At 67.5% G+C, this 19408-nt stretch carries 22 protein-coding genes and 1 pseudogene; 12 read left to right on the top strand and 11 right to left on the bottom strand.

What is annotated here, in order from left to right:
* Positions 1-194 precede the first annotated feature (194 nt).
* The 3 genes and pseudogenes from F5X71_RS30725 to F5X71_RS37295 all read right to left on the bottom strand — a co-directional run.
* Positions 195-2258: a thioredoxin domain-containing protein gene (locus tag F5X71_RS30725; RefSeq protein WP_167465140.1), complete on the bottom strand. Its 2064-nt coding sequence runs from the start codon at positions 2256-2258 to the stop codon at positions 195-197.
* A 338-nt stretch (positions 2259-2596) separates the two neighbouring features.
* Complete coding sequence (locus F5X71_RS30730) at positions 2597-3004, bottom strand: MarR family winged helix-turn-helix transcriptional regulator (RefSeq protein ID WP_238815565.1); 408 nt, start codon at positions 3002-3004, stop codon at positions 2597-2599.
* Between the two features lie 34 nt (positions 3005-3038).
* Positions 3039-3217, bottom strand: a pseudogene (locus tag F5X71_RS37295) (SulP family inorganic anion transporter); the annotation flags it as partial.
* An 80-nt stretch (positions 3218-3297) separates the two neighbouring features.
* Here F5X71_RS37295 and F5X71_RS36495 point away from each other — a divergent pair.
* Together F5X71_RS36495 and F5X71_RS30750 are read left to right on the top strand one after the other, a co-directional pair.
* Positions 3298-3522, top strand: a complete 225-nt coding sequence (locus tag F5X71_RS36495; RefSeq protein ID WP_174817166.1) for a hypothetical protein — start codon at positions 3298-3300, stop codon at positions 3520-3522.
* Positions 3523-3669: 147 nt separating this feature from the next.
* Positions 3670-4035 (top strand): darcynin family protein, encoded by a 366-nt coding sequence (locus F5X71_RS30750; RefSeq protein ID WP_167465141.1) that lies wholly within the window; start codon positions 3670-3672, stop codon positions 4033-4035.
* A 33-nt stretch (positions 4036-4068) separates the two neighbouring features.
* On the opposite strand, the gene F5X71_RS30755 is transcribed toward F5X71_RS30750, so the two are convergent.
* On the bottom strand, positions 4069-4758 hold the full coding sequence (locus F5X71_RS30755; protein ID WP_167465142.1) for a DUF3558 family protein: 690 nt from the start codon (positions 4756-4758) through the stop codon (positions 4069-4071).
* Positions 4759-5072: 314 nt separating this feature from the next.
* Here F5X71_RS30755 and F5X71_RS30760 point away from each other — a divergent pair, with 314 nt between their 5' ends.
* From F5X71_RS30760 to F5X71_RS30770, 3 genes are all read left to right on the top strand, one after another.
* Positions 5073-5300 (top strand): hypothetical protein, encoded by a 228-nt coding sequence (locus tag F5X71_RS30760; RefSeq protein ID WP_167465143.1) that lies wholly within the window; start codon positions 5073-5075, stop codon positions 5298-5300.
* A gap of 96 nt (positions 5301-5396) precedes the next feature.
* Positions 5397-5981 (top strand): GyrI-like domain-containing protein, encoded by a 585-nt coding sequence (locus tag F5X71_RS30765; RefSeq protein ID WP_167465144.1) that lies wholly within the window; start codon positions 5397-5399, stop codon positions 5979-5981.
* 152 nt (positions 5982-6133) lie between these two features.
* Positions 6134-6319, top strand: a complete 186-nt coding sequence (locus F5X71_RS30770; protein WP_167465145.1) for a hypothetical protein — start codon at positions 6134-6136, stop codon at positions 6317-6319.
* A gap of 13 nt (positions 6320-6332) precedes the next feature.
* Here the strand turns inward: F5X71_RS30770 and F5X71_RS30775 are convergent, their stop codons facing one another.
* Both F5X71_RS30775 and F5X71_RS30780 read right to left on the bottom strand, forming a co-directional pair.
* Positions 6333-6911, bottom strand: coding sequence for a TIGR03086 family metal-binding protein (locus tag F5X71_RS30775; RefSeq protein ID WP_167465146.1), 579 nt, complete (start codon positions 6909-6911; stop codon positions 6333-6335).
* A gap of 456 nt (positions 6912-7367) precedes the next feature.
* On the bottom strand, positions 7368-7631 hold the full coding sequence (locus tag F5X71_RS30780) for a hypothetical protein (protein ID WP_167465147.1): 264 nt from the start codon (positions 7629-7631) through the stop codon (positions 7368-7370).
* Between the two features lie 376 nt (positions 7632-8007).
* Here F5X71_RS30780 and rnc point away from each other — a divergent pair, with 376 nt between their 5' ends.
* Complete coding sequence (rnc, locus tag F5X71_RS30785) at positions 8008-8727, top strand: ribonuclease III (RefSeq protein WP_167465148.1); 720 nt, start codon at positions 8008-8010, stop codon at positions 8725-8727.
* Between the two features lie 16 nt (positions 8728-8743).
* On the opposite strand, the gene F5X71_RS30790 is transcribed toward rnc, so the two are convergent.
* Positions 8744-9013 carry a hypothetical protein gene (locus F5X71_RS30790; protein WP_167466876.1) on the bottom strand — a complete coding sequence of 90 codons (270 nt, stop codon included), beginning with the start codon at positions 9011-9013 and terminating at the stop codon, positions 8744-8746.
* On the bottom strand, positions 9013-9879 hold the full coding sequence (gene mca, locus F5X71_RS30795; RefSeq protein ID WP_167466875.1) for a mycothiol conjugate amidase Mca: 867 nt from the start codon (positions 9877-9879) through the stop codon (positions 9013-9015). The genes F5X71_RS30790 and mca overlap by 1 nt, the downstream gene beginning before the upstream one ends.
* Positions 9880-9998: 119 nt before the next feature.
* On the opposite strand from mca, the gene F5X71_RS30800 reads away from it, so the two are divergent.
* A complete protein-coding gene (locus F5X71_RS30800; RefSeq protein WP_167465149.1) occupies positions 9999-10448 on the top strand; it encodes a DUF4307 domain-containing protein in 450 nt (149 codons plus the stop codon).
* A gap of 333 nt (positions 10449-10781) precedes the next feature.
* A complete protein-coding gene (gene greA / locus F5X71_RS30805; protein ID WP_014988087.1) occupies positions 10782-11276 on the top strand; it encodes a transcription elongation factor GreA in 495 nt (164 codons plus the stop codon).
* Between the two features lie 106 nt (positions 11277-11382).
* Here the strand turns inward: greA and F5X71_RS30810 are convergent, their stop codons facing one another.
* Positions 11383-12558 carry a cystathionine gamma-synthase gene (locus F5X71_RS30810; RefSeq protein WP_167465150.1) on the bottom strand — a complete coding sequence of 392 codons (1176 nt, stop codon included), beginning with the start codon at positions 12556-12558 and terminating at the stop codon, positions 11383-11385.
* A gap of 250 nt (positions 12559-12808) precedes the next feature.
* Between F5X71_RS30810 and F5X71_RS30815 the strand changes: the two genes are divergently transcribed.
* Both F5X71_RS30815 and F5X71_RS30820 read left to right on the top strand, forming a co-directional pair.
* On the top strand, positions 12809-13984 hold the full coding sequence (locus tag F5X71_RS30815) for an acyl-CoA dehydrogenase family protein (protein WP_167465151.1): 1176 nt from the start codon (positions 12809-12811) through the stop codon (positions 13982-13984).
* Positions 13985-14091: 107 nt separating this feature from the next.
* On the top strand, positions 14092-14469 hold the full coding sequence (locus F5X71_RS30820; protein WP_167465152.1) for a DUF6401 family natural product biosynthesis protein: 378 nt from the start codon (positions 14092-14094) through the stop codon (positions 14467-14469).
* A 61-nt stretch (positions 14470-14530) separates the two neighbouring features.
* Here F5X71_RS30820 and F5X71_RS30825 read toward each other — a convergent pair whose 3' ends face one another.
* Complete coding sequence (locus F5X71_RS30825) at positions 14531-15415, bottom strand: mechanosensitive ion channel family protein (protein ID WP_428981418.1); 885 nt, start codon at positions 15413-15415, stop codon at positions 14531-14533.
* Positions 15416-15668: 253 nt separating this feature from the next.
* On the bottom strand, positions 15669-16799 hold the full coding sequence (locus F5X71_RS30830) for an AbrB family transcriptional regulator (RefSeq protein ID WP_167465154.1): 1131 nt from the start codon (positions 16797-16799) through the stop codon (positions 15669-15671).
* 374 nt (positions 16800-17173) lie between these two features.
* Here F5X71_RS30830 and F5X71_RS30835 point away from each other — a divergent pair, with 374 nt between their 5' ends.
* Both F5X71_RS30835 and F5X71_RS30840 read left to right on the top strand, forming a co-directional pair.
* Positions 17174-18541, top strand: coding sequence for a purine-cytosine permease family protein (locus F5X71_RS30835; RefSeq protein WP_167465155.1), 1368 nt, complete (start codon positions 17174-17176; stop codon positions 18539-18541).
* A gap of 30 nt (positions 18542-18571) precedes the next feature.
* A complete protein-coding gene (locus F5X71_RS30840) occupies positions 18572-19393 on the top strand; it encodes a DUF72 domain-containing protein (RefSeq protein ID WP_167465156.1) in 822 nt (273 codons plus the stop codon).
* The last annotated feature ends 15 nt before the right edge of the window (positions 19394-19408 follow it).

Genomic DNA, 19408 nt, shown 5'->3' on the forward strand with positions numbered 1-19408 from the left:
ACCGGAGCGAACAGTACCCAGTCGATGACGCTGTTGGCGGCCAATGCGGCCTTGCTCGACGGCGCGAGTCGGACCTGTTCCAGAGCCCGCCCGTACTTTCGTGTCCCTCACGCGTGTCTTTCGACAGACACGCGCGCAGGGTAATGGGAACTGCGCGGCGTCGGCCGGCTCGATTCCGCGACGGAACAGATCACCTAGTCGAGGTTTCGCTCCAGGGCGGTGCGTAGTTCATCCGTGGTGCCCACCGGGAGGTCGCAGACCGCGCCGCGGCATACGTAGGCGGCAGGTGCGCCGTGTAGCAGGGGGCGATCCGCGAGGAGCGGCACCGCGTCCGGTGCGGCGGCGATGATGACCGCTCCGCCGGGTGCCGTCACTCGCGCTGTCGCAATCAGTTCCGTTGCGGCACTCGCAGACTCGGCGGCGATGGCGATCTGCAGCGGGCCTTGCAATGCGGCCTCGGCCACGGTGAGCCACTGCCCGGCCGAGCGCGGCGCGCGGGCCAGCACCACCGCGCCGCGCAGCAGGGTCTGCTCGGCCAGTTCGCGATACGGCACGGCAAGGCCGGGCTCGCTGCTGCCCGCCGCCGTGAGCAGGGCTTCGGCCAGCGCCGACGCGCCCGCCGGAGTCGCACCGTCGATCGGGTCGCGCGGGCGGGTGACCAGGGTTTCCGCGTCGTCGGCGGTGTCGAACCAGCTGCCGGGGGTCGCCGGGTCGGCGAAGTGCTGAATCGCGGTGTCCAGCAAGCGTTGCGCGTGCCGGAGCCAGTCGAGCTCGCCGGTGGCTTGATGCAACGCGAGCAGGCCGGTGACGAGCCACGCGTAGTCCTCGAGCACGCCCGGCGACGTACCCGCCGTACCGTGCAGCGACGCCCGACGCACCCGGCCGTCGATCACGTGCTCGGACAACAGGAATCGCGCGCACCGAGCCGCGGCCGCCACCCACTCGTCCACGCCGAGCGCGGCGCCCGCCTCGGCCAGCGCGGTGATCGCCATGCCGTTCCACGCGGTGACCACTTTGTCGTCGCGTTCCGGCTGCGGACGGCCGTCGCGGACCTTACGCAATGTCGCACGCACCCGTTCGAGCCGATCGTGCTCCGCCGCTTCGGGTTCGACGTAGCGGGTGAGCACCGACGTGCCGTGCTCGAAATTCCCGGCCTCGGACACCCCGAAAAAGGTTGCGGCCCAAGTACCGTCGTCCGGACCGAGCACATCGGTCAGCTCGTCCGGCGTCCACACATAGGTGGCGCCTTCCACCCCCGGCTTACCCGGCTCCACGTGCGTGTCCGCGTCCAAGGCGGAGGCGAATCCGCCGTGCTCGGTACCGAGATCGTCTAGCAGGAACCGCACCGTCTCCCGAGTGATCCGGTGCGCCAACGACTCCCGCGACTCCCGGCGCGCCAGGTGCGCGTAAACGCGCAGCAATTGGGCGTTGTCGTACAGCATCTTCTCGAAGTGCGGGATCACCCAGGCGGCGTCGACCGAGTACCGCGCGAAACCCCCGCGCAGCTGGTCGTAGATGCCGCCGCGCGCCATCGCGTCGGCCGTGCGGGCGACCACCGCGTGCACCGCGGGATCACCCAGGCGCTCCCAGCTGCGCAGCAATCCTTCCAGCAGCGCCGACGGCGGAAACTTCGGCGCCGCACCGAATCCGCCGTGCTTCGGGTCCTCGTCCCGCAGCACCGCCGCGACCGCGTGATCGAGCAGTTCCGGCGTGATCGTGAACTCCGAGTCGGGTAAGCCCGCGGCCTGCGCCTGCAACGCCGCCGTCACCTGCGCCGACGCCTGGTCGACCTCGTCGCGCCGGTTCCGCCAGGTATCGGTGATCGCGGCGAGCAACTGGGTGAACGACGGCATCCCACCGCGCGGCACCTTCGGGTAGTACGTCCCGCAATAGAACGGCTCCCCCGCCGGGGTGAGGAAGCACGTCATCGGCCAACCACCCTGCCCCGTCATCGCCACCGTCGCGTTCATGTAGACCGCGTCCAGATCGGGCCGCTCCTCCCGATCCACCTTCACACACACGAAATCGACGTTCATCAACGCCGCCGTCGCCTCGTCCTCGAACGACTCGTGCGCCATCACATGGCACCAGTGACAACTCGCGTATCCGATCGACAGCAGAATCGGCACGTCCCGCTCTGCCGCCTCCGCCAGGGCAGCGGCATCCCACTCCCGCCAGTGCACCGGATTGCCGGCATGCTGACGTAGGTAGGGAGATGTCGCACCGGCCAATTGGTTCACACTCCCAGCCTGCCACATCAGGATGCCGCCGAACCCGACCCATGCTCGCCTCTCGCGCCCGAGGCCAACCCGGACTAATCGTTGCGTTAGTCCGAGTTATCAGGCGAACTCGGACTAACGTGGCGGCTTTCCGTGTGCCCAACCCATCCTGTCCGCGGAGGAGGCGGAAACACTGACAAGCGCTTCGTGCAGCAGCGTTTTCGCGGCAATCAACCGCCTCGCCGAAGCTGGCGTACTGCGGCCGCTGAGCGATCGGAAACGCAACCGGATCCGGGGCGCCTGCTCGGTGCTCGACGGACCTCGGTGTCCGGATCGCCGACACGGCTCGGCCAAGGTGATCATGGGGTGCGGCGCGGTCAGTCCTTGACCACGGCTTCGGTGGCGGTGCGGCCTGCGGTGGTGACGCGGTCGAGGAAGTCGGCGAGTAGTTCGAGTTGTTCGGGGGTGTAGTCGGCGCAGAGTTCGTCTACGGCCACGTTCATGCCCGACAGGAGGTCGTACATCTCGCCGAGTCGGTCTGGGAGGGAACGGACGACGACCGCGCGGCGGTCGTCGCTGGCGCGTTCGCGCACGATCCAGCCGGCACGTTCCAGCCGGTCCAGTACGCCGGTGAGGGTCGCGGGGTGCACGCCCGCGTGCTTCGCGAGTGCGCTGGGGCTCAGTGGGCCGTGGGTATTGATCAGGTCCAGGCAGTCGAAGTCGATGTCCTTGAGTTCGAGCCGGGCGCCGACCTGCCGATTGAGCAGGGCCAATTGGCTGCGCACGGCACGCAGCGAGCCCTTGATCCGCGTCGTCGTGCATCACGGCGGTCTCGGTGATCGGCATGCGCCGCAACGGCTTCGGCGCAATCGAAGGCCAGTCGAGGTGCCGACCGACACCATGATCATCACCGCGACCAAGGCGGCCATCGGAATCCGCGCCACCAACCCGCCGAGCCCGACGGCCAGAATCAGCAGGAACACCCCGGCCAGGAATGTTCGTCATCATCGGAGCCACCGGAACAGTGGGCCGGGAGGTCGTCGGACAGCTGACATAGCTCGGCGCGGACGTCACCGCCGTGACCCGCGACCCCGCCGCCGCGCAGCTGCCGCCGGAAATCACTGTGGTGCAGGGAGATCCGTCGATACCGAGCATTCCCGGCGCGACCTGGACCGGCGTCGAGGCGGTGCACTACGCGCGCGTCCCTGGCCCCACCACCGACACCGTCGAAAGCCTGCTGGGCCGACCGGCACTCGACTTCGCCGCCTGGGCAGCCGAGCACGCCGCTGCCTTCGGCCGCTGAAGCCGGACCATTTGGTTGCGCGCGACGCAAATAACCTTTGTCAGAGTTGCGTGGCGCACAGCACTCCCGAATTCCTAACCTCGTGGTCATGGCACTGTCCATCCGATCGGCGGATCCCGAAAAGAGCCGCCCCAGAAGGGAATTCCTATGAGCACGACATCATCCGACGCCGCCGTCACCGCGTTCATGCTGGTGAAGACCACACCGGAATGGCTGGCACTGACCGTTGCGCAGCGCGTCGCCGCCTTCGAAACCGAAGTCCTACCCGCCATCAACAAGCGGACGAAGGGCGTTCGCTCCCGCTTCTTCGACACCGAGTTCTACTCGACCCGCGTCACCGACGTCTGGATGTGGGAGGCCGACGACCACGAGTCCTACCATCTGCTCATCGAGGCCCTCCGCGAAACCCCCTTCTGGGACCGCTATTTCGAGATCGTGGATCTCCTGGTAGGTGTCGAGAACGCCTACGCGAAGAACTACGACCTGCACCCTTTCGCCACTGTGAGCACGTAACCGCGTACCCGGGCGCTACGCGACGCCGGGATCTTACGGAAGGGATTTGAAGAGGACGGTGGTTACCGGGGCGGCGTCGGTGCAGGGGTCGCCGAAGTCGGTTTGCACGCGGGTGTTGCGGACGGCGAAAGCGATGCTGCCGTAGGGGGCGGGAGTGGCGATGTTGCAGACCAGCTTGTGGACGTCGGCGACGTAGCGGAATTGAATGACCTTTCGGCCCTGGTATTCGGTGCGGCGCAGGTCGGTGTAGGCGCCGGGTTCGAGCATGGTGTCGATGGTGCGGTCGGAGGCGGCCATGACGAGCTCGAAGGCGCGATCGCCGGCCTGCCATTTGCACATCTGCCAGGTCGGGAAGGCGGAGTCGGTGAGGCGCTGCTTGGTCGCCACATCCAATCCCGCTGCGGTCAGGGCAGATTCGGGAAGGGTGCACGGATCCCAGAACGCGTCGGCGGCGGGAGCGCTGGACGGACTCGCGGTGACCGCGGTGCCGGGTGCGGCCGGGCCGGGGTTGCTGTCCGGAGCAGAAGGCGCGGCAGTACCGGGCGCCGCCGGGCCGGGCGCAGCGGGACCGGGAGTCTCCGGAACAGAAGGCGCAGCGGTCGCACCGGTAGCGGTCACGGAGGCACTGCTCGGTGTAGCCGTGCTCCGCGCGGGCTCGGCGTCACAGCCGGCGAGCAACAGCACCACACCACCGGCCAGGGCCACACCACACCGCGCGGTCATCGTTCGGAACATGCTCGAATTCCCTACTGCCAGTGGTTTTCCCACATCGATCAAACGTGCTTGTTTCGCTCTCATGCTCACATGCCCGAATGATCGGTCGCAAGCACTGCGATGCCCCCAAAAGTAGTGCGCACGAACGAATTTGCCGTGCTCACAGCGGTTTCGCGGTGCGGAGGGGCGCGGTCTGGCATGGTGTCCAGAGGTGATCACGTCGGTGAGGGGGCAGGCTGTTTACGTATCGGGTCGAGATCTTCGAGGGCGAGCGGCACAGTCCGGTGTGGTGGCAGGTCGCGAACTCGGGGTGGGCCGCGGAGGTGTCCGCGGCGCTGAAGGAAATGGCGGTGCGGCTCGAGCTCGATCTTCCCTACCATCCGAGCGAGCGGTGGTGCTGGTACCGGTATGAGGTGCGCTGGCCGGACGGCGCGATCCTGGAGGGGTTCGAGGGCGCGGTCGAACCGGATTCCATCGCCGACGATCTGCGCGCGCTGGCCCGCGCGGTGATCGCGGTGAGCGTTCGCGATCTACGACGGAGCACCGAGTAGCGCGCGGGCCCGCCGTGTCGTCCCGCTGTGCTTGACTCTCCGGTCACTGGAGCATCGAGGCTGACCTTTCGTCCGCGAACCCGACAGGAGGACCAGATGAAGCTCGACCTGGCCAAGACCGACAAGCACTACTACCACGCTCCGACCGACCCGATCCGCCGCGTTTTCGGTAGCTACCGATACGTGACCGTCGCCGGCTCGGGCGCACCGGAAGGGCCGGAGTACAGCGCGGCGCTGGAGACCCTCTACCGCGCCGCCTACGGCGCGAAGAAGGTGGCCAAGTCCGCCGACCAGGATTTCGTGGTGCCGAAACTGGAGGGACTCTGGTGGGTGGAATCCGATGAACCCCCCTTGACGGTCCCGCGCGAGCAATGGCATTGGAAGCTGATGATTCGCATGCCGGAGTTCGTCACCGCGGATCTGGTGTCGGGCGCGAAGTTCGAAGAATTCAGCGAGGGCGACGCCATTCAGGCGTTGCACATCGGTCCGTACGCGACCGAACCGGACACCCTGGCCCGAATGGACGCCTTCATGCGGGCCGAAGGATTGACGATGAACGGCCGTCACCACGAGATCTATCTCACCGACCCACGCCGCTCGGCGGGCCCGAAGAACAGGACCATCCTGCGGCATCCGGTCCGGCCCAGCGCTGACCAGGCCGCGCGCAGCGCCGAAAAATAGGATGCGCCGGTCGAATTCGACCCGATACAGTACGCAGAGCGCCCAACGCGCGGGCAACGGTGATCGACGTTTGCCTATAGCGTGCTCGAAATGTCCTGGGCGCGAGTGAAATCAGTCCACCCTGCTACTCCGCCGGAAAGGGCAGAATTGCCATGCGCAAATTCAGCGGCACGCGTCCGAGCGACGACGCAGCTCGGATCATCGCCACCACGATATCGGACGCCCACGCCGAACAACACGCACTGCACCGCAGTCACAGCGGCCGTCTCGCCTACCAGCACACGGCCTCGCACGAGCTGTTGCTGCTCGCCGCGTCGACCGTGGTGCGGATTCGGTAGCCGCGCGCCCGCACTACGGCGTGCGCGCCAGCACCTCGCGGCCGACATAGCCGAGCAGCCTGCGATGCGCGGACGCCCCCTCCTCGACCGCGACCTGAGCACCGAAGACCCCGGGCACCCGGAACTTATCGATGCCACCCCTGGTCCGCATGATGGCGAGGAGTTCGCCGCACAGCTCGTCGTCGGCGAGGTCGGCGCGATCGATGGCCACCGCGATATCCACTCCGTGCACCACGAGCTCGGTGAGATGGACCAGTGCCGCCGTCGACGCGGGCACCGTGCCCAACGACGTGCGCACCCGGTAATCGAGCGCGTCGGGCCGGTGCCAGGCGGCCCGGTCCACCTCCGCCGCCGCGGCGTAGGCACCCTGCGGATCGCCGCCGAGCCAATCGGATTCGTGATCGGCGCCCGAATCCGTGCCGCTCAACGCGGCCGCGTAGACGTGCATACCGCCCACCATGTGGTTCAACACGGTGCGCACGTCCCACTCCCGACACGGTGTCGGCGCGGCCAGCGAGCTGTCGTCCAAGGCGGAAACGATGACGCTCGTCGCCTCGAGTGCACGGTCGATCTGTCCGATCACGTTGTCCATGAGCTTCCTTCGGTCGAGCGGTCTGGCTGAATTGGTAACACAGGCAGGCGAAATGCGGAGGCCGTTGCGAAAGCTGCTCTCGCCTGAACAGGTTGCCAGCAGTGTGCTTCTCGGTGGCCGACAGGAAAGCAATGTGCGTGCCGAATACAACTCGTTACAGTGTGCAATGCCACGGGTGCGCGCGCAACGTGCACCGCGATATCTGAAAACTGTTGAGCCACTACTGTTACCACCGTAGAGTGCGCTACGCGCCGGAGCGGAGGCCAATCGCTTCCACTCGGGTCCGACGAGATTTCATACCCCGGTTCGCGGTTATCGAAACCTGATGTGCCGATTGAATTCACATCGATGTCGCAGAACACACATTGCCGGTTCAGTGGCCCGACAGCCGATTTCCGCCAGTGAAAGTCAAGGAATAGTAAAAGATTTTGCCACGGGAAGGATCCGGAGACCAGGTCAATCGATGTTCCAGCACTCCACCGCGATATCCCGGAACCCGCGCCCATCCTTTTGAAATGCCACGACGCACACCCGCCCGCGCCCGATCCCGTGCACGATCCAACTCGGATCCACCTCGGTGCCGGACGCGGAGAGGTCACGGTCGATGCCGGGGCCGGTGAAGCTGAGGAACCCGACGAAGCCACACCCCTGCGCCGACGCCTGATATCCCTCGGCACCGCCGACCACGCGCAGGCGGATCGGCGCCACTGCGGCACCCATAGTCACGACCTCCACGACATCGAACCAACGCGGCGCACACCGCGCGCCACCACCAGTCTAGCCACCATTTACCTTCCCCCACTTCCCCTTTCACGCGCCGCGCGTCCCTTGGTTATCCAACAGGGATGCCCACCCCTGTGATCCAGCTCACATATCGATCGTGGCCTGCGACGACTCGGTTTTCCACTGCGCATTCGCGAAGGACGACGGTGGGTAAACTCACGTCGGTGCAGCGCAGTACCGGTGTGCTATCAGGAAGGTCGGTCGTGCGATCGTCTAGAACCCGAACCGGCGCGGGTGTCGTCGCGATACCCAGGCCCGCGGGCCCGCGCGTGCGCGGCGCATCGCTGCGGCAGGCAGAGCCCAGGCGGGCCGCATGACCGAGCAGCGCGGCACCGACCCCGACTTACACGCGGATCTTCTTGCGGCCCTCGGCGTCCCGATCGACGACGAACTGCTGACCCTGGCACTGACGCACCGCTCCTACGCCTACGAGAACGGCGGGATGCCGACCAACGAGCGCCTGGAGTTCCTCGGCGATTCGGTACTTGGGCTGAGTATCACCGAAAGCCTGTACCTGCGGCATCCGCAACGGTCGGAGGGCGATCTGGCCAAGATCCGGTCCCGGGTGGTCAACATGCACGCCTGCGCCGAGGTCGCGCGCAGCCTGGGTCCGGCCGGGCTCGGCCCGCACCTGCTGCTCGGCAAGGGTGAGGAACTGACCGGCGGCCGCGACAAGACCAGCATCCTCGCCGACGGCATGGAATCGCTGCTCGGCGCGATACACCTGCAACACGGCATCGACGTCGCGCGCGAAGTGGTGCTGCGTCTGTTCGACGACCTGCTCGAGCGGGCCGCCAAGATGGGCGCGGGCCTGGACTGGAAGACCAGCCTGCAGGAGCACACCGCCGAACACGGTCTCGGTGTGCCCAGTTACGAGATCACCTCGACCGGGCCGGACCACGACAAGGAGTTCACCGCGACCGCGGTGGTCGGCGGCGTCGCCTACGGCACGGGCGTCGGGCGTTCGAAGAAGGAGGCGGAGCAGAACGCGGCCGCCACCGCCTACACCGCGCTCACCCAGCAGCAGAGCTAGCAGCGCTGACGGTTGGTCAGGTGCGCAGCGGCGGTCCGTCCGGGCCGCCCTCCTCGGCGCGCGTAGTGATGCCGTGCTCGGTGCCCTCATCGGCTTCCTGATCCGGCTCGGGGTGATCCGGTTCGAAGGTCGCGGGCAGCCGCTTGATGTGCTTGTTCATCGAGCGAACCAGCAGCACCGTGCCGGCCAGCAGGATCAGGATGATCAGGAAGCCGAGCGGCGAGGCCTTGCCGAACTCGGGTCCGGTCGGCGTGCCGGGAGATGTCTGAGCGAGCAGAACCAACATCACCGCTGCTCGTCCTCGATACCGGCGAACAGGTCGGTCTCCGGCAGCGCGGTGCGCACCCGGGTCTTGGCCAGCTCGAATTCCTCGGTCGGCCAGAGCCGCTGCTGCAGCTCGAGCGGAATGGCGAAGAACGCGCCGTTCGGGTCGATCTGCGTGGCGTGCGCGCGCAGGGCGTCGTCGCGCTGCGGGAAGTACTTGGCGCACTCGATCTGCGTGGTGACCCTGGAGAACACGTCGCCGCGCTCGGGCACGTACTTGCGCATCCGGTCCAGCCACTCCTGTAGCGGGAAGGGCTCACCCATCCGCTCGTACTCCTCGGCGAAGACCTCCATCCGCCGTGCGGTGAAGCCGTGGTCGTAGTACAGCTTCAGCGGCGTCCACGGTGCACCCGCGTCGGGGAAACGCTGCGGATCGCCCGCCGCCTCGAACGCGGCCATGGAGACCTCGTGGCAGCGGATGTGGTCCGGGTGCGGGTAGCCGCCCAGCTCGTCATAGGTGGTCATCACGTGCGGCTTGAACTCGCGCACCACCCGGACCAGCGCCTCGGTGGCCTCCTCCAGCGGGACCAGCGCGAAGCTGCCCTCGGGCAGCGGCGGCAGCGGATCACCTTCGGGCAGCCCGGAATCGACGAAGCCGAGCCAGTGCTGGCGCACGCCGAGCGCGCGGGCCGCCGCGGCCATTTCCTCGCGACGGATCTCCTCGATCCGATCCAGGACGCCGGGCGTGTCCATCGCGGGGTTCAGGATGCTGCCGCGTTCCCCGCCGGTCAGCGTGACGATGAGGACGTCGTGTCCCTCGTCGGCGTACCGCGCGGTCGTCGCGGCACCCTTGCTGGATTCGTCGTCGGGGTGGGCATGCACCGCCATGAGGCGAAGGCCACTCACGTCTCGTTCACCATCGCTCTCGCTCGCGGGTGTCTGGTCTTCGTTCCCTATAGTTCCATTCGACCGACATTTGTTCCGACTTACCCCCCGGGAGCGACCTCATGGGCGAGCGCGACGACGCCACGGCTCCGGCGGCGATCCGCAGGCCGACCGACCGGTACGGAAAGCAGCCGTCCGCGCGCCCCCGCTGGTTGGCCCCCGCGCTCATCGCGGCCGTCGCGGTGCTCGGCTGCGGCGTGGCCTTTCTCGGCTGGCAGAAATACGGCCCCGAGGACATCGAGTCCGAGCAACTCGGCTACACCGTTGTCGACGATGCCACGATGTCGATCCGGATCAAGGTCACCAGGAAGGATCCGAGCCGGCCGGTGGTCTGCTTCGTGCGCGCGATGGCCCGCGACAGCGTCGAGGTCGGGCGCCGTGAGGTGCTCATTCCACCCTCTGACAGCGGCACGATCCAGCTGACGACCACCGTGAAGGCTTCCGAGCGACCCGCCTCGAGCAGCATCTACGCGTGCAGCGCGGACGTGCCCGAATACCTGCGGGCGGAGTAGCCCGCTACCGACCAGCACCGGCGCCAGAGTCGATTTGCCGCAATCGCCGCAGCAAATGTCCTCGAAATTAACTCCGACCTGCATGTTTGTGATTCATGCTAAAATGGCCTGACACACGGTTCCGGGGTTCGGAGCCGTGTTTGCTGCATTGGCGGCCAGCGCTATCTGTTCCGGACCACGAGCTTTGCCCGGAACCAGGGTCTGTCGGGGTTCGAAGAACTTCCCAGGATCGCTCTAGCCGTCGACTGGTGCGTGCCCGCCCCACGGGTGGGTACTGCGGCAGTTATCAGGGAATCCCGGCCTGCCGGGAACAACTACTAGGGAGTGATCGAGATGACTGAGACGCAAGTGACTTGGCTGACCCCGGAGTCGCACGACAGGCTCAAGGGAGAACTCGATGCGCTCATCGCCAATCGTCCCGTTATCGCTGCCGAGATCAACGAACGCCGTGAAGAGGGCGACCTCAAGGAGAACGGCGGATACCACGCCGCGCGTGAGGAGCAGGGCCAGCAGGAGGCGCGCATTCGCCAGCTGCAGGAACTGCTGAACAACGCCAAGGTCGGCGTGGCGCCGACCAAGTCCGGCGTCGCGCTGCCCGGCTCGGTCGTCAAGGTCTACTACGACGGCGACGAGTCCGATACCGAGACCTTCCTCATCGCGACCCGCGAAGAGGGCCTGAACGACTCCAAGCTGGAGACCTACTCGCCCGCCTCCCCGCTGGGCGGGGCGCTCATCGACGCCAAGGTCGGCGAGACCCGCGAGTACACGCTGCCCAACGGCAACACCATGAAGGTCACCCTGGTCAGCGCGGAGCCCTACCACAGCTGACCTCGCGGGCCGGGTCGCCGCGCGACCCGGCCGAATGTTCCCCCTGAGACACGAGCGGCCGCACCCGTATTCCAGGTGCGGCCGCTTCGTCATCTCAGGCGTCCCGTCAGCTCGCGAGCGCCTGCTCGACATCGGCGAGCAGATCGGCCGCGTCCTCGATACCGACCGAAAGCCGCACCAGATCGGCGGGCACCTCCAGGGCGGAGCCCTCGGTGGAGGCGTGGGTCATCGCGGCCGGGTGCTCGATCAGCGATTCCACCCCGCCGAGCGACTCGGCCAGGGTGAACACCTTTGTGCGCGAGCAGAACTCGCGAGCGGCGTCGGCGCCGCCGTGCAGCCGCACCGAGATCATGCCGCCGAACCGGCGCATCTGCTTCGCGGCGACCTGGTGCCCCGGGTGCTCGGGCAGACCGGGGTAGATCACCTGCGCGATCGCCGGGTGTCCGGCAAGGAACTCGACCAGGGTCTCCGCGTTGTCGCAGTGCCGGTCCATCCGCACGGCGAGCGTCTTGGTGCCGCGCATGGTGAGGAAGGCGTCGAAGGGGCCTGGCACCGCGCCCGCGCCGTTCTGCAGGAAGGCGAACGCCGCGTCGAGCTCCGGATCGTTGGTGATCAGCGCGCCGCCGACGACATCGGAGTGCCCGCCGAGGTACTTGGTGGTCGAGTGCGTCACGATGTCGGCGCCGAGCAGCAGCGGCTGCTGCAGGTACGGGGTGGCAAAGGTGTTGTCCACCACGAGCTTCGCGCCCGCGGCGTGCGCGACATCGGCCAGCGCCGGGATGTCACCAATGCTCAGCAGCGGGTTGGTCGGGGTCTCGACCCACACCAGCTTGGTGTTCGGGCGGATCGCCGCGCGCATCTCGTCCACGTCGAAGACGTGCGCGGGCGAGTGCTCGATCCCCCACTGGCTGAACACCTTGTCGATCAGGCGGAAGGTGCCGCCGTAGGCGTCGTCCGGGATGACGATGTGGTCACCGGGACGCAACGTGGCCCGCACGGCACAGTCGGTGGCGGCCATGCCGGAGGCGAAAGCCCGGCCGTACCGGCCGGATTCGAGCGCGGCGAGGTTCGCCTCCAGCGCGGAGCGAGTCGGGTTACCGGTGCGGGCGTACTCGAAACCGCCACGCAGACCGCCCACCCCGTCCTGAGCGAAGGTCGAACTCGCGTAGATGGGCACGTTCACCGCGCCGGTCTGCGGATCGGGATCGAACCCGGCATGCACGGCCCGTGTCGAGAACCCCAGCCCAGCTGTGCCTTCGGTCCGCTCGCTTCGCTCACTCATGAACCACACCCTAATTGGCCGCATCGTAGGGGCAACCCTCTGGTCGGGCTACCCGCCCGTAGAACCGTCACGCTCGCCGCGTTGTTCCGCGCGCCCCGCCGTCGCGACCGGAGCCGATCGGACAGATCCCGATACTTCCGGCCGATGGCCGATCTAATTCCACAGCTAGACCGCTTGGGCAGAAATATCTTCCGCCACTTGGGGCAGTGAACCCGATCTCACCGGCGCGACCGGCAATTAGGCTGAGCGCATGGTCACTGTGGAAGAACTGTTCGCGATCGATTCCCTCCTCTCCGACGACGAGCGCGAGATCCGCGACACCGTCGCCGCCTTCGCCGCACAACGGCTGCGCCCGCACATCGCGGACTGGTTCGAGGCGGGCACCTTCCCGGCCCGCGAGATCGCCCCCGAACTGGGCAAGGTGGGTCTGCTCGGCATGCACCTCGACGGCTACGGCTGCGCGGGCATGTCGGCCACCATGTACGGACTCGCCTGCCAGGAGCTGGAGGCGGTCGACTCGGGCGTGCGCAGCATGGTGTCGGTGCAGGGGTCGCTCGCGATGACCGCGATCCACAAGTACGGCTCCGAGGAGCAGAAGCAGCAGTGGCTGCCCGAGATGGCGGCGGGCCGCGCGATCGGTTGCTTCGGGCTCACCGAGCCGGATTTCGGCTCCAACCCCGCCGGCATGCGGACCAGGGCCAAGCGCGACGGCACCGACTGGGTGCTGAACGGGTCGAAGATGTGGATCACCAACGGCTCGGTGGCCGATGTCGCGGTGGTGTGGGCGCAGACCGAGGACGAGGGCAAGCAGGTGATCCGCGGCTTCCTGGTGCCCGCGGGCACCCCGGGATTCACCGCCCGTGAGATGCACCGCAAGCTGTCGCTGCGCGCTTCGGTGACCGCCGAGCTCGATCTCGACGACGTCCGCCTGCCCGCCGAGGCCGTGCTGCCGGAGTCGCGCGGGCTGGCCGCGCCGCTGGCCTGCCTGAGCGAGGCGCGCTTCGGGATCATCTTCGGCGCGCTCGGCGCCGCGCGCGACTGCCTGGCCGCGACCATCGACTACGCCCGCACCCGTGAGGTATTCGACAAGCCGCTGGCCGCCTACCAGCTGACCCAGGCCAAGCTCGCGGACATGGCCCTCGAGTTCGGCAAGGGCCAGCTGCTCGCCCTGCACCTCGGCCGGCTGAAGGACCGCGGCACGGTGACCCCGCAGCAGGTGAGCGCGGGCAAGTTGAACAGCACCCGCGAGGCCATCGCGATCGCCCGCGAGTGCCGGACCATTCTCGGCGCCAACGGCATCACGCTGGACTATCCGGTGCTGCGGCACGCGAACAACCTCGAGTCGGTGCTCACCTACGAGGGCACGGCCGAGGTGCATCAGCTGGTGCTCGGGCGCGCCCTCACCGACGCGAATGCCTTTCGCTGACCGGCGAATACGAAGCCGGTAATTTGCTGAAACACACCGATCGAATAGTGGTGAAGGGGAGAATCGTCACAGTTTCATCAAGACACGCCGGTTGCTAGCATCGCAACATGTTCCTGCTCGGCCCCGCGTTGCTCGAAGTGTCGGCGCGCAAGATATTGAACCGCCTGCACAAGACGCACGGGGTACCGGCGCTGGCTGCCGCGGCACAGTTGCCCGCGCTCTCGGCGGCACTCGACCAGCACGCCGCGGCCGTGCGCGACATTCTCGAATGGGGTGTCGAGGACGCCGCCAAGGTGCCTGCGCCGGTGCTGCTCGCGGGTTACGCGCGCGGGCTCCTCGATCAGGTCCGCGAGGCCGCGACCGGCGCGGAAGGGACCGGGCTCACCGGCGCCGCGCCGGGCGATCTCGGCAGTTGGGCCAGCGCGGACTGGCTGCAACTACGCCTGGCCGGGGTCTGCCTGCACGCGGCGCGCACCACCGCCTGAACCGAAAAGACGTCCGCCACCAGCTCGGCTGATGGCGGACGTCGTTGTCGGAGGACGAGATTCAGCGATCGATGCCCGGTTCGCGGTAACCCATGTACTCGCCCGAACGCTGGTAGGAACCACCGCCCTGCTGGTATCCGCCGCCCTGCATCGCGCCCTCGTCCCACTGCTGGCCCTGCTGGCCGCGAGCCGCCTGCTGATCCATCCACAGCTGCTCCCGCGAGGCGTCCTCACGGCCCCGCGAGTACGCCTCGGCGTGCCCCTTGACCGCGGGCATCTCCTCTTCCAGCCCGCTCAGCCAGTTCTCCCAGCGCTGCTGCATCGGGCGGACCATCCCGCCGCCGACACCGACCACCAGGATGCCGCCGATGGTGGCGAGCACCGTGATCAGGATCGGCATGGTGACCGACATGGCCACCCCGATCTGGTTCAACGCGGCCACGATGCCGACGCCCCAGATGAACACGGCCGCGACGCGGCCGATCATCGCGCCGTAGGAGAGGCCGCCGAGCATGTTGCCCACCAGGTCGCGCACGGCGGCGGCGATCGCGCCCGCGACCACCACGATGATGATCGCGACGGCGGCCTTCGGCAGCCAGGAGACGATGCCGTCGAGCAGGTCACTGACCGGGTTCGGCCCGAACACGCCGAAGCCGAGTTGCAGCGCGATCAGCAGGATCGCGTAGTAGGCCAGCTTCGCCAGCAGGTCCGAGGCGTCATAGCGACTGCGCGCCATCATCTGCCGCAGCCCGCCGCGCTCGACCAGGCGGTCGAAGCCGACCCGGTCCAGCACCTTGTCCACGATGGTCGACACGAGCTTCGCGACGATCCAGCCGATGAGCAGGATGACGAGGAATCCGGCCAGTTTGGGGACGAACGTGGCGACGGAACTCCATGCGTCGGAGAAGCCCTGCTGGAAATCGATAGCCAAACTGGAGGTGTACATGCCCATCCCTTCGCTATCCGATTAGCCGGGGCGGTTTGCCGAGGCTGCTTCAAGGCCGGTTATACCCCGGCGACATCACTCGAACCCTATATTTGCAGCTAATTTGCCACATCGACGCATTCCGCGCGACAAGTAACTCGAACGATATGCCGGACCGCACGAATGAATGGTGGATCGAGCCGGTCACGGACGACGTGCACGCCAAGGCCGAACCCCGCGACGGCACAACGCGCTTCGGGGCGCGGCACTCGCCTCAGGCGACGAACTCGGGCTGCGGCGTGAATTGCCGCGCGGACAGCCAGCGGATGCCCCGGGTCAGCAGCGGCAGCATCAGGACCATCAGCAGTAACCGCAGGCTCTGCACGCAGGTGATCAGCGGTAGGTTCGCGTCCATCGATTCGGCGGTGGCCAGCACGGCGTTGATGCCGCCCGGCGTGGTGGCCAGGTAGATGTCGGAGAGCTCCAGGTCGACGAAAGTCGCTACGGCGAAAGCCAATCCGGCGACGATGGCGGAGAGCGCGACGATGGTGACCGTCATCCCGGGAATCATCCGCGCCATCTCGGTGACCACGGACTTGGTGAAGCGCGTGCCCACCTCGAAACCGATGAGCACGAAAAGCAGGTCCTTGAACAGGTTCGTCGGCGCGTAGCCGTGACTGACGCCGACTGCGGTCAACACCGCGGTCAGCACCATCGGCCCGATCAACGCGGGGCTCGGCAGGTGTACTCGCCTGCCCAGTTTGGTGCCGACGATGCAGAGCATGATCGCGATGGAGAGCCCGGCCACCTGATCGCCGCGCCCGACGATCATCCAGCTCGGCAGGTCGGGATTGGTGACGGCGGCGCCGAGGGTGGCGTGCGTGGTGGAGAGCCCGCCCGCGTTGTTGTTCAGCAGCGCGCCGAGCGCGGGCGCGCTCACCGCGACCAGGGCGACCCGCAGGTACTGCATGAACGCGACCTGCCGCGGGTCGGCGTCCATGTCGTCGGCGCAGGACACCACCGCGGCGGAGCCGCCGGCCAGCAGGCCGAGGGTCGCGGTCGGCAATTCGACGTGCGCGACGCGGGCGAACACCACCGCGACCAGCAGGCTGATCACCAGCGTCGCCACCGTCACCGCGAGCACGGGGAACAGGGCGAGCCCGATGCTGGACAGCAGCGAGATCTCCAGATAGCTACCCATCAGCACGCCGAGCATGCCCTGCACGCCGATCGTGAGCGTGCGCGGCAGCGGGGTCGGCAAGTTCCCGGTCAACGCCAGCGCGCCGCCGACAAGGATCGCCAGGATCATCTGCGGCGCCGGGAAGTGCACCCGATCGAGTAGATGGGCGCCGACAAGCACCGAGGCCAGCAGAGCCACCCATCCGATCACTTGCCTGCGCGTCATACCCAGGAATTGTTGCGGCCGCTAATGAACAATCCGTTACGGCTCCGTTATCGTGATTTACAGGTGGCTGTGATCCACGACGCAATTGCGCCATTCCCCCTGTCATAGCGGGGATTTCGGGGTCCGGAACACACCGTTCCCGGTGCTTGGATCGTCATCGTCGGCCCGACTGGCGAACCCGCCGTTCACCTTCTCGAACCTACCCCGCGCCCCCGGAGCACACCGGCCGGCGCGGTGCCGCGTGTACTATTCGGCCCGAATCACCCCCACCGCGGGAGCTCGGGCACGGCCGGGCTGAGAGGGCGGACCCCAGCGCTTCGCCGACCGCCTGAACCTGTCCGGGTAATGCCGGCGTAGGAAGAGCGTTTTCGGGCATGTCTTCATCGACCCTGCACAACTCCGAACGGCACGAAGCACCGTTCACCCTCGACGAGCCCGCCCCCAAGGTGCTCTCGTTCTGGGACCAGAGCGCATTCTGGGCAAATCTCGGCGTCAGCCTCATCGCGTTCTCCGGCGCGTACACCGTGCTCGCGCCGAACTCCGACGGCGCGGCCCAGATCTCGATCGCGGCGGGCATTCTCGCGATGATCGTCGGCACGGTCGTCGGCGGCGTCATGCTCGGTCTGGCCGCCGTGCCCGGCGCGCGCACCGGCAAACCCGCGATGGTGCTGCTGCGCGGTCTGTTCGGCGCGAAGCTGAGCTACCTGCCGACCGTGCTCAACATCGCCCAGCTGATCGGCTGGGGCACCTTCGAATTGATCGTCATCGGCGACGCGGCCGACGAACTGTTCGGCGGCGGCCCGCACTGGCTGTACGTGGTGGCCGCGGGCGCGCTCACCACCGCGCTGACCATCTGGCCGCTCGGGTCGGTCCGGCTCCTGCGCCGGTTCGTCACGGTCGGCGTGGTGATCGCGCTGGTGTGGTTCTACATCCAGTTCTTCCGCACCGGACTGCCCGATCTCACGGCCAACCCCGGCCCGCACGGCAGCGGCCCGTTCGGCGTCGACTGGAATCTGTTCTGGATCGCCACCGACGCGGCGCTGGCCGTCTCCATCTCCTGGGTGCCGGTGGCCGCCGACTACACCCGGCATTCGCGCAGCACCGGCAGCGCGTTCGGCGCGGCGAGCGGCGCCTACGCGCTGACCCAGATCGTGGCCTACATCCTCGGGCTGTTCGCGCTGGCCCGCGCGACCGGTGACGGGCAGTACTCGCCGTTCCTCCAGGTGACCCTGGGCGGACTGTTTTTCTTCATCTTTGTGCTGCGCGAAGCCGATCAGTCCTTCGCCAACGTGTACTCCACCGCGGTGTCCATCCAGAACCTGTGGCCGCGACTGGACCGGCGGGTGCTCTCTATCGGGCTCGGCGTGCTGATCACGTTGCTCGCGTTGCGGCTGAACATGGCGAACTACTTCGGCTTCCTCGGCCTGATCGGTTCGGTGTTCGTGCCGTTGCTCGGCGTGCTGGTCGCCGACTTCTTCCTGCGGGCCAGGGGCGAGTGGAACACCGCTGCCGACGCCCCGCCGCGCTGGGGCATGGTGCTCGCGTGGCTGGCCGGTCTCGCGGTCTACCAGCTGATCAACCCGGGTGACGCCGGGTTGTGGACCGATTTCTGGGTGCGCGCGCAGGAGCTGCTGCACTTCAGCAAGCAGGCGTGGATGAGCGCGTCGCTGCTGTCGTTCCTGGCCGCGGTGCTCGTGGCCTGGATATTCGGCCGGGTGGCGGCCCTGCGCGCGGCACGGTGAGCCCGGCGGCGTTGCTGTCACGATGGAGACATGGGCCAGATCCGGATCGGCACGTCGGGGTGGGTGTACCCGCCCTGGCGCGGTGTCTTCTATCCCAAGGGCGTGCCGCAGAAGCGCGAGCTCGAGTACCTTTCGCAGCGGTTGAACAGCGTCGAGATCAACGGGTCTTTCTATGCGCTGCAACGCCCTTCGAGCTATCGGAACTGGGCGAGCATGACCCCGGACGACTTCGTGTTCGCGGTGAAGGGCAGCCGATTCATCACCCATATGAAGCGGTTGCGCGACGGCGACGAGCTGCTGGCGAACTTCCTCGCGTCCGGCCTGCTCGCCCTCGGTCCGAAACTGGGTCCGATCCTCTGGCAGCTGCCGCCGAACTTCCAGTTCGAGCCGGACGTGCTCGACGCCTTCTGCGCTCATCTCCCGCGCACCACCGCGGCGGCCGCGCGGATCGCCGAGCACCATGACCACCGGGTGGACCCCGCGCACGTGCGCACCGATGCCGACCGTCCGCTGCGGCACGCGCTGGAGGTGCGCCACCCCAGCTTCGTCACCCCGCGCTGCTTCGAGTTGCTGGCCGCGCACGGGGTCGCCCTCGTCGTCGCCGACGCCGCGGGCAAGTTCCCGCTGATCGAGGAACGCACCGCCGACTTCGTCTACATCCGCCTGCACGGCCACGACGAGCTCTACGTCAGCGGCTATACCGACGCCGGCCTGGACATGTGGGCCGAGAAGATCCGCGCCTGGTCGGTCCACCACGACGTGTACTGCTATTTCGACAACGACGCCAAGGTCATGGCGCCGCGGGACGCGCTGGCGCTACGCGACCGGCTGATCGACGCGCACCCCCGCTGAACTAGCGGGGGTGCG

Origin of the sequence: Nocardia brasiliensis, assembly GCF_011801125.1 — a bacterium.
GTDB classification, from domain to species: domain Bacteria; phylum Actinomycetota; class Actinomycetes; order Mycobacteriales; family Mycobacteriaceae; genus Nocardia; species Nocardia brasiliensis_C.

Coding starts and splice junctions, on each gene's coding strand:
- F5X71_RS30820 (WP_167465152.1), top strand. CDS start 14,092: ATGTTCCTGCTCGGCCCCGCGTTGCTCGAAGTGTCGGCGCGCAAGATA.
- F5X71_RS30810 (WP_167465150.1), bottom strand. CDS start 12,558: ATGAGTGAGCGAAGCGAGCGGACCGAAGGCACAGCTGGGCTGGGGTTC.
- F5X71_RS30790 (WP_167466876.1), bottom strand. CDS start 9,013: ATGTTGGTTCTGCTCGCTCAGACATCTCCCGGCACGCCGACCGGACCC.
- F5X71_RS30800 (WP_167465149.1), top strand. CDS start 9,999: ATGGGCGAGCGCGACGACGCCACGGCTCCGGCGGCGATCCGCAGGCCG.
- F5X71_RS30750 (WP_167465141.1), top strand. CDS start 3,670: ATGAGCACGACATCATCCGACGCCGCCGTCACCGCGTTCATGCTGGTG.
- F5X71_RS30835 (WP_167465155.1), top strand. CDS start 17,174: ATGTCTTCATCGACCCTGCACAACTCCGAACGGCACGAAGCACCGTTC.
- F5X71_RS30770 (WP_167465145.1), top strand. CDS start 6,134: ATGCGCAAATTCAGCGGCACGCGTCCGAGCGACGACGCAGCTCGGATC.
- F5X71_RS30830 (WP_167465154.1), bottom strand. CDS start 16,799: ATGACGCGCAGGCAAGTGATCGGATGGGTGGCTCTGCTGGCCTCGGTG.
- F5X71_RS30780 (WP_167465147.1), bottom strand. CDS start 7,631: ATGGGTGCCGCAGTGGCGCCGATCCGCCTGCGCGTGGTCGGCGGTGCC.
- mca (WP_167466875.1), bottom strand. CDS start 9,879: ATGGCGGTGCATGCCCACCCCGACGACGAATCCAGCAAGGGTGCCGCG.
- greA (WP_014988087.1), top strand. CDS start 10,782: ATGACTGAGACGCAAGTGACTTGGCTGACCCCGGAGTCGCACGACAGG.
- F5X71_RS30725 (WP_167465140.1), bottom strand. CDS start 2,258: ATGTGGCAGGCTGGGAGTGTGAACCAATTGGCCGGTGCGACATCTCCC.
- F5X71_RS30840 (WP_167465156.1), top strand. CDS start 18,572: ATGGGCCAGATCCGGATCGGCACGTCGGGGTGGGTGTACCCGCCCTGG.
- rnc (WP_167465148.1), top strand. CDS start 8,008: ATGACCGAGCAGCGCGGCACCGACCCCGACTTACACGCGGATCTTCTT.
- F5X71_RS30815 (WP_167465151.1), top strand. CDS start 12,809: ATGGTCACTGTGGAAGAACTGTTCGCGATCGATTCCCTCCTCTCCGAC.
- F5X71_RS30775 (WP_167465146.1), bottom strand. CDS start 6,911: ATGGACAACGTGATCGGACAGATCGACCGTGCACTCGAGGCGACGAGC.
- F5X71_RS30755 (WP_167465142.1), bottom strand. CDS start 4,758: ATGACCGCGCGGTGTGGTGTGGCCCTGGCCGGTGGTGTGGTGCTGTTG.
- F5X71_RS30765 (WP_167465144.1), top strand. CDS start 5,397: ATGAAGCTCGACCTGGCCAAGACCGACAAGCACTACTACCACGCTCCG.
- F5X71_RS30825 (WP_428981418.1), bottom strand. CDS start 15,415: ATGTACACCTCCAGTTTGGCTATCGATTTCCAGCAGGGCTTCTCCGAC.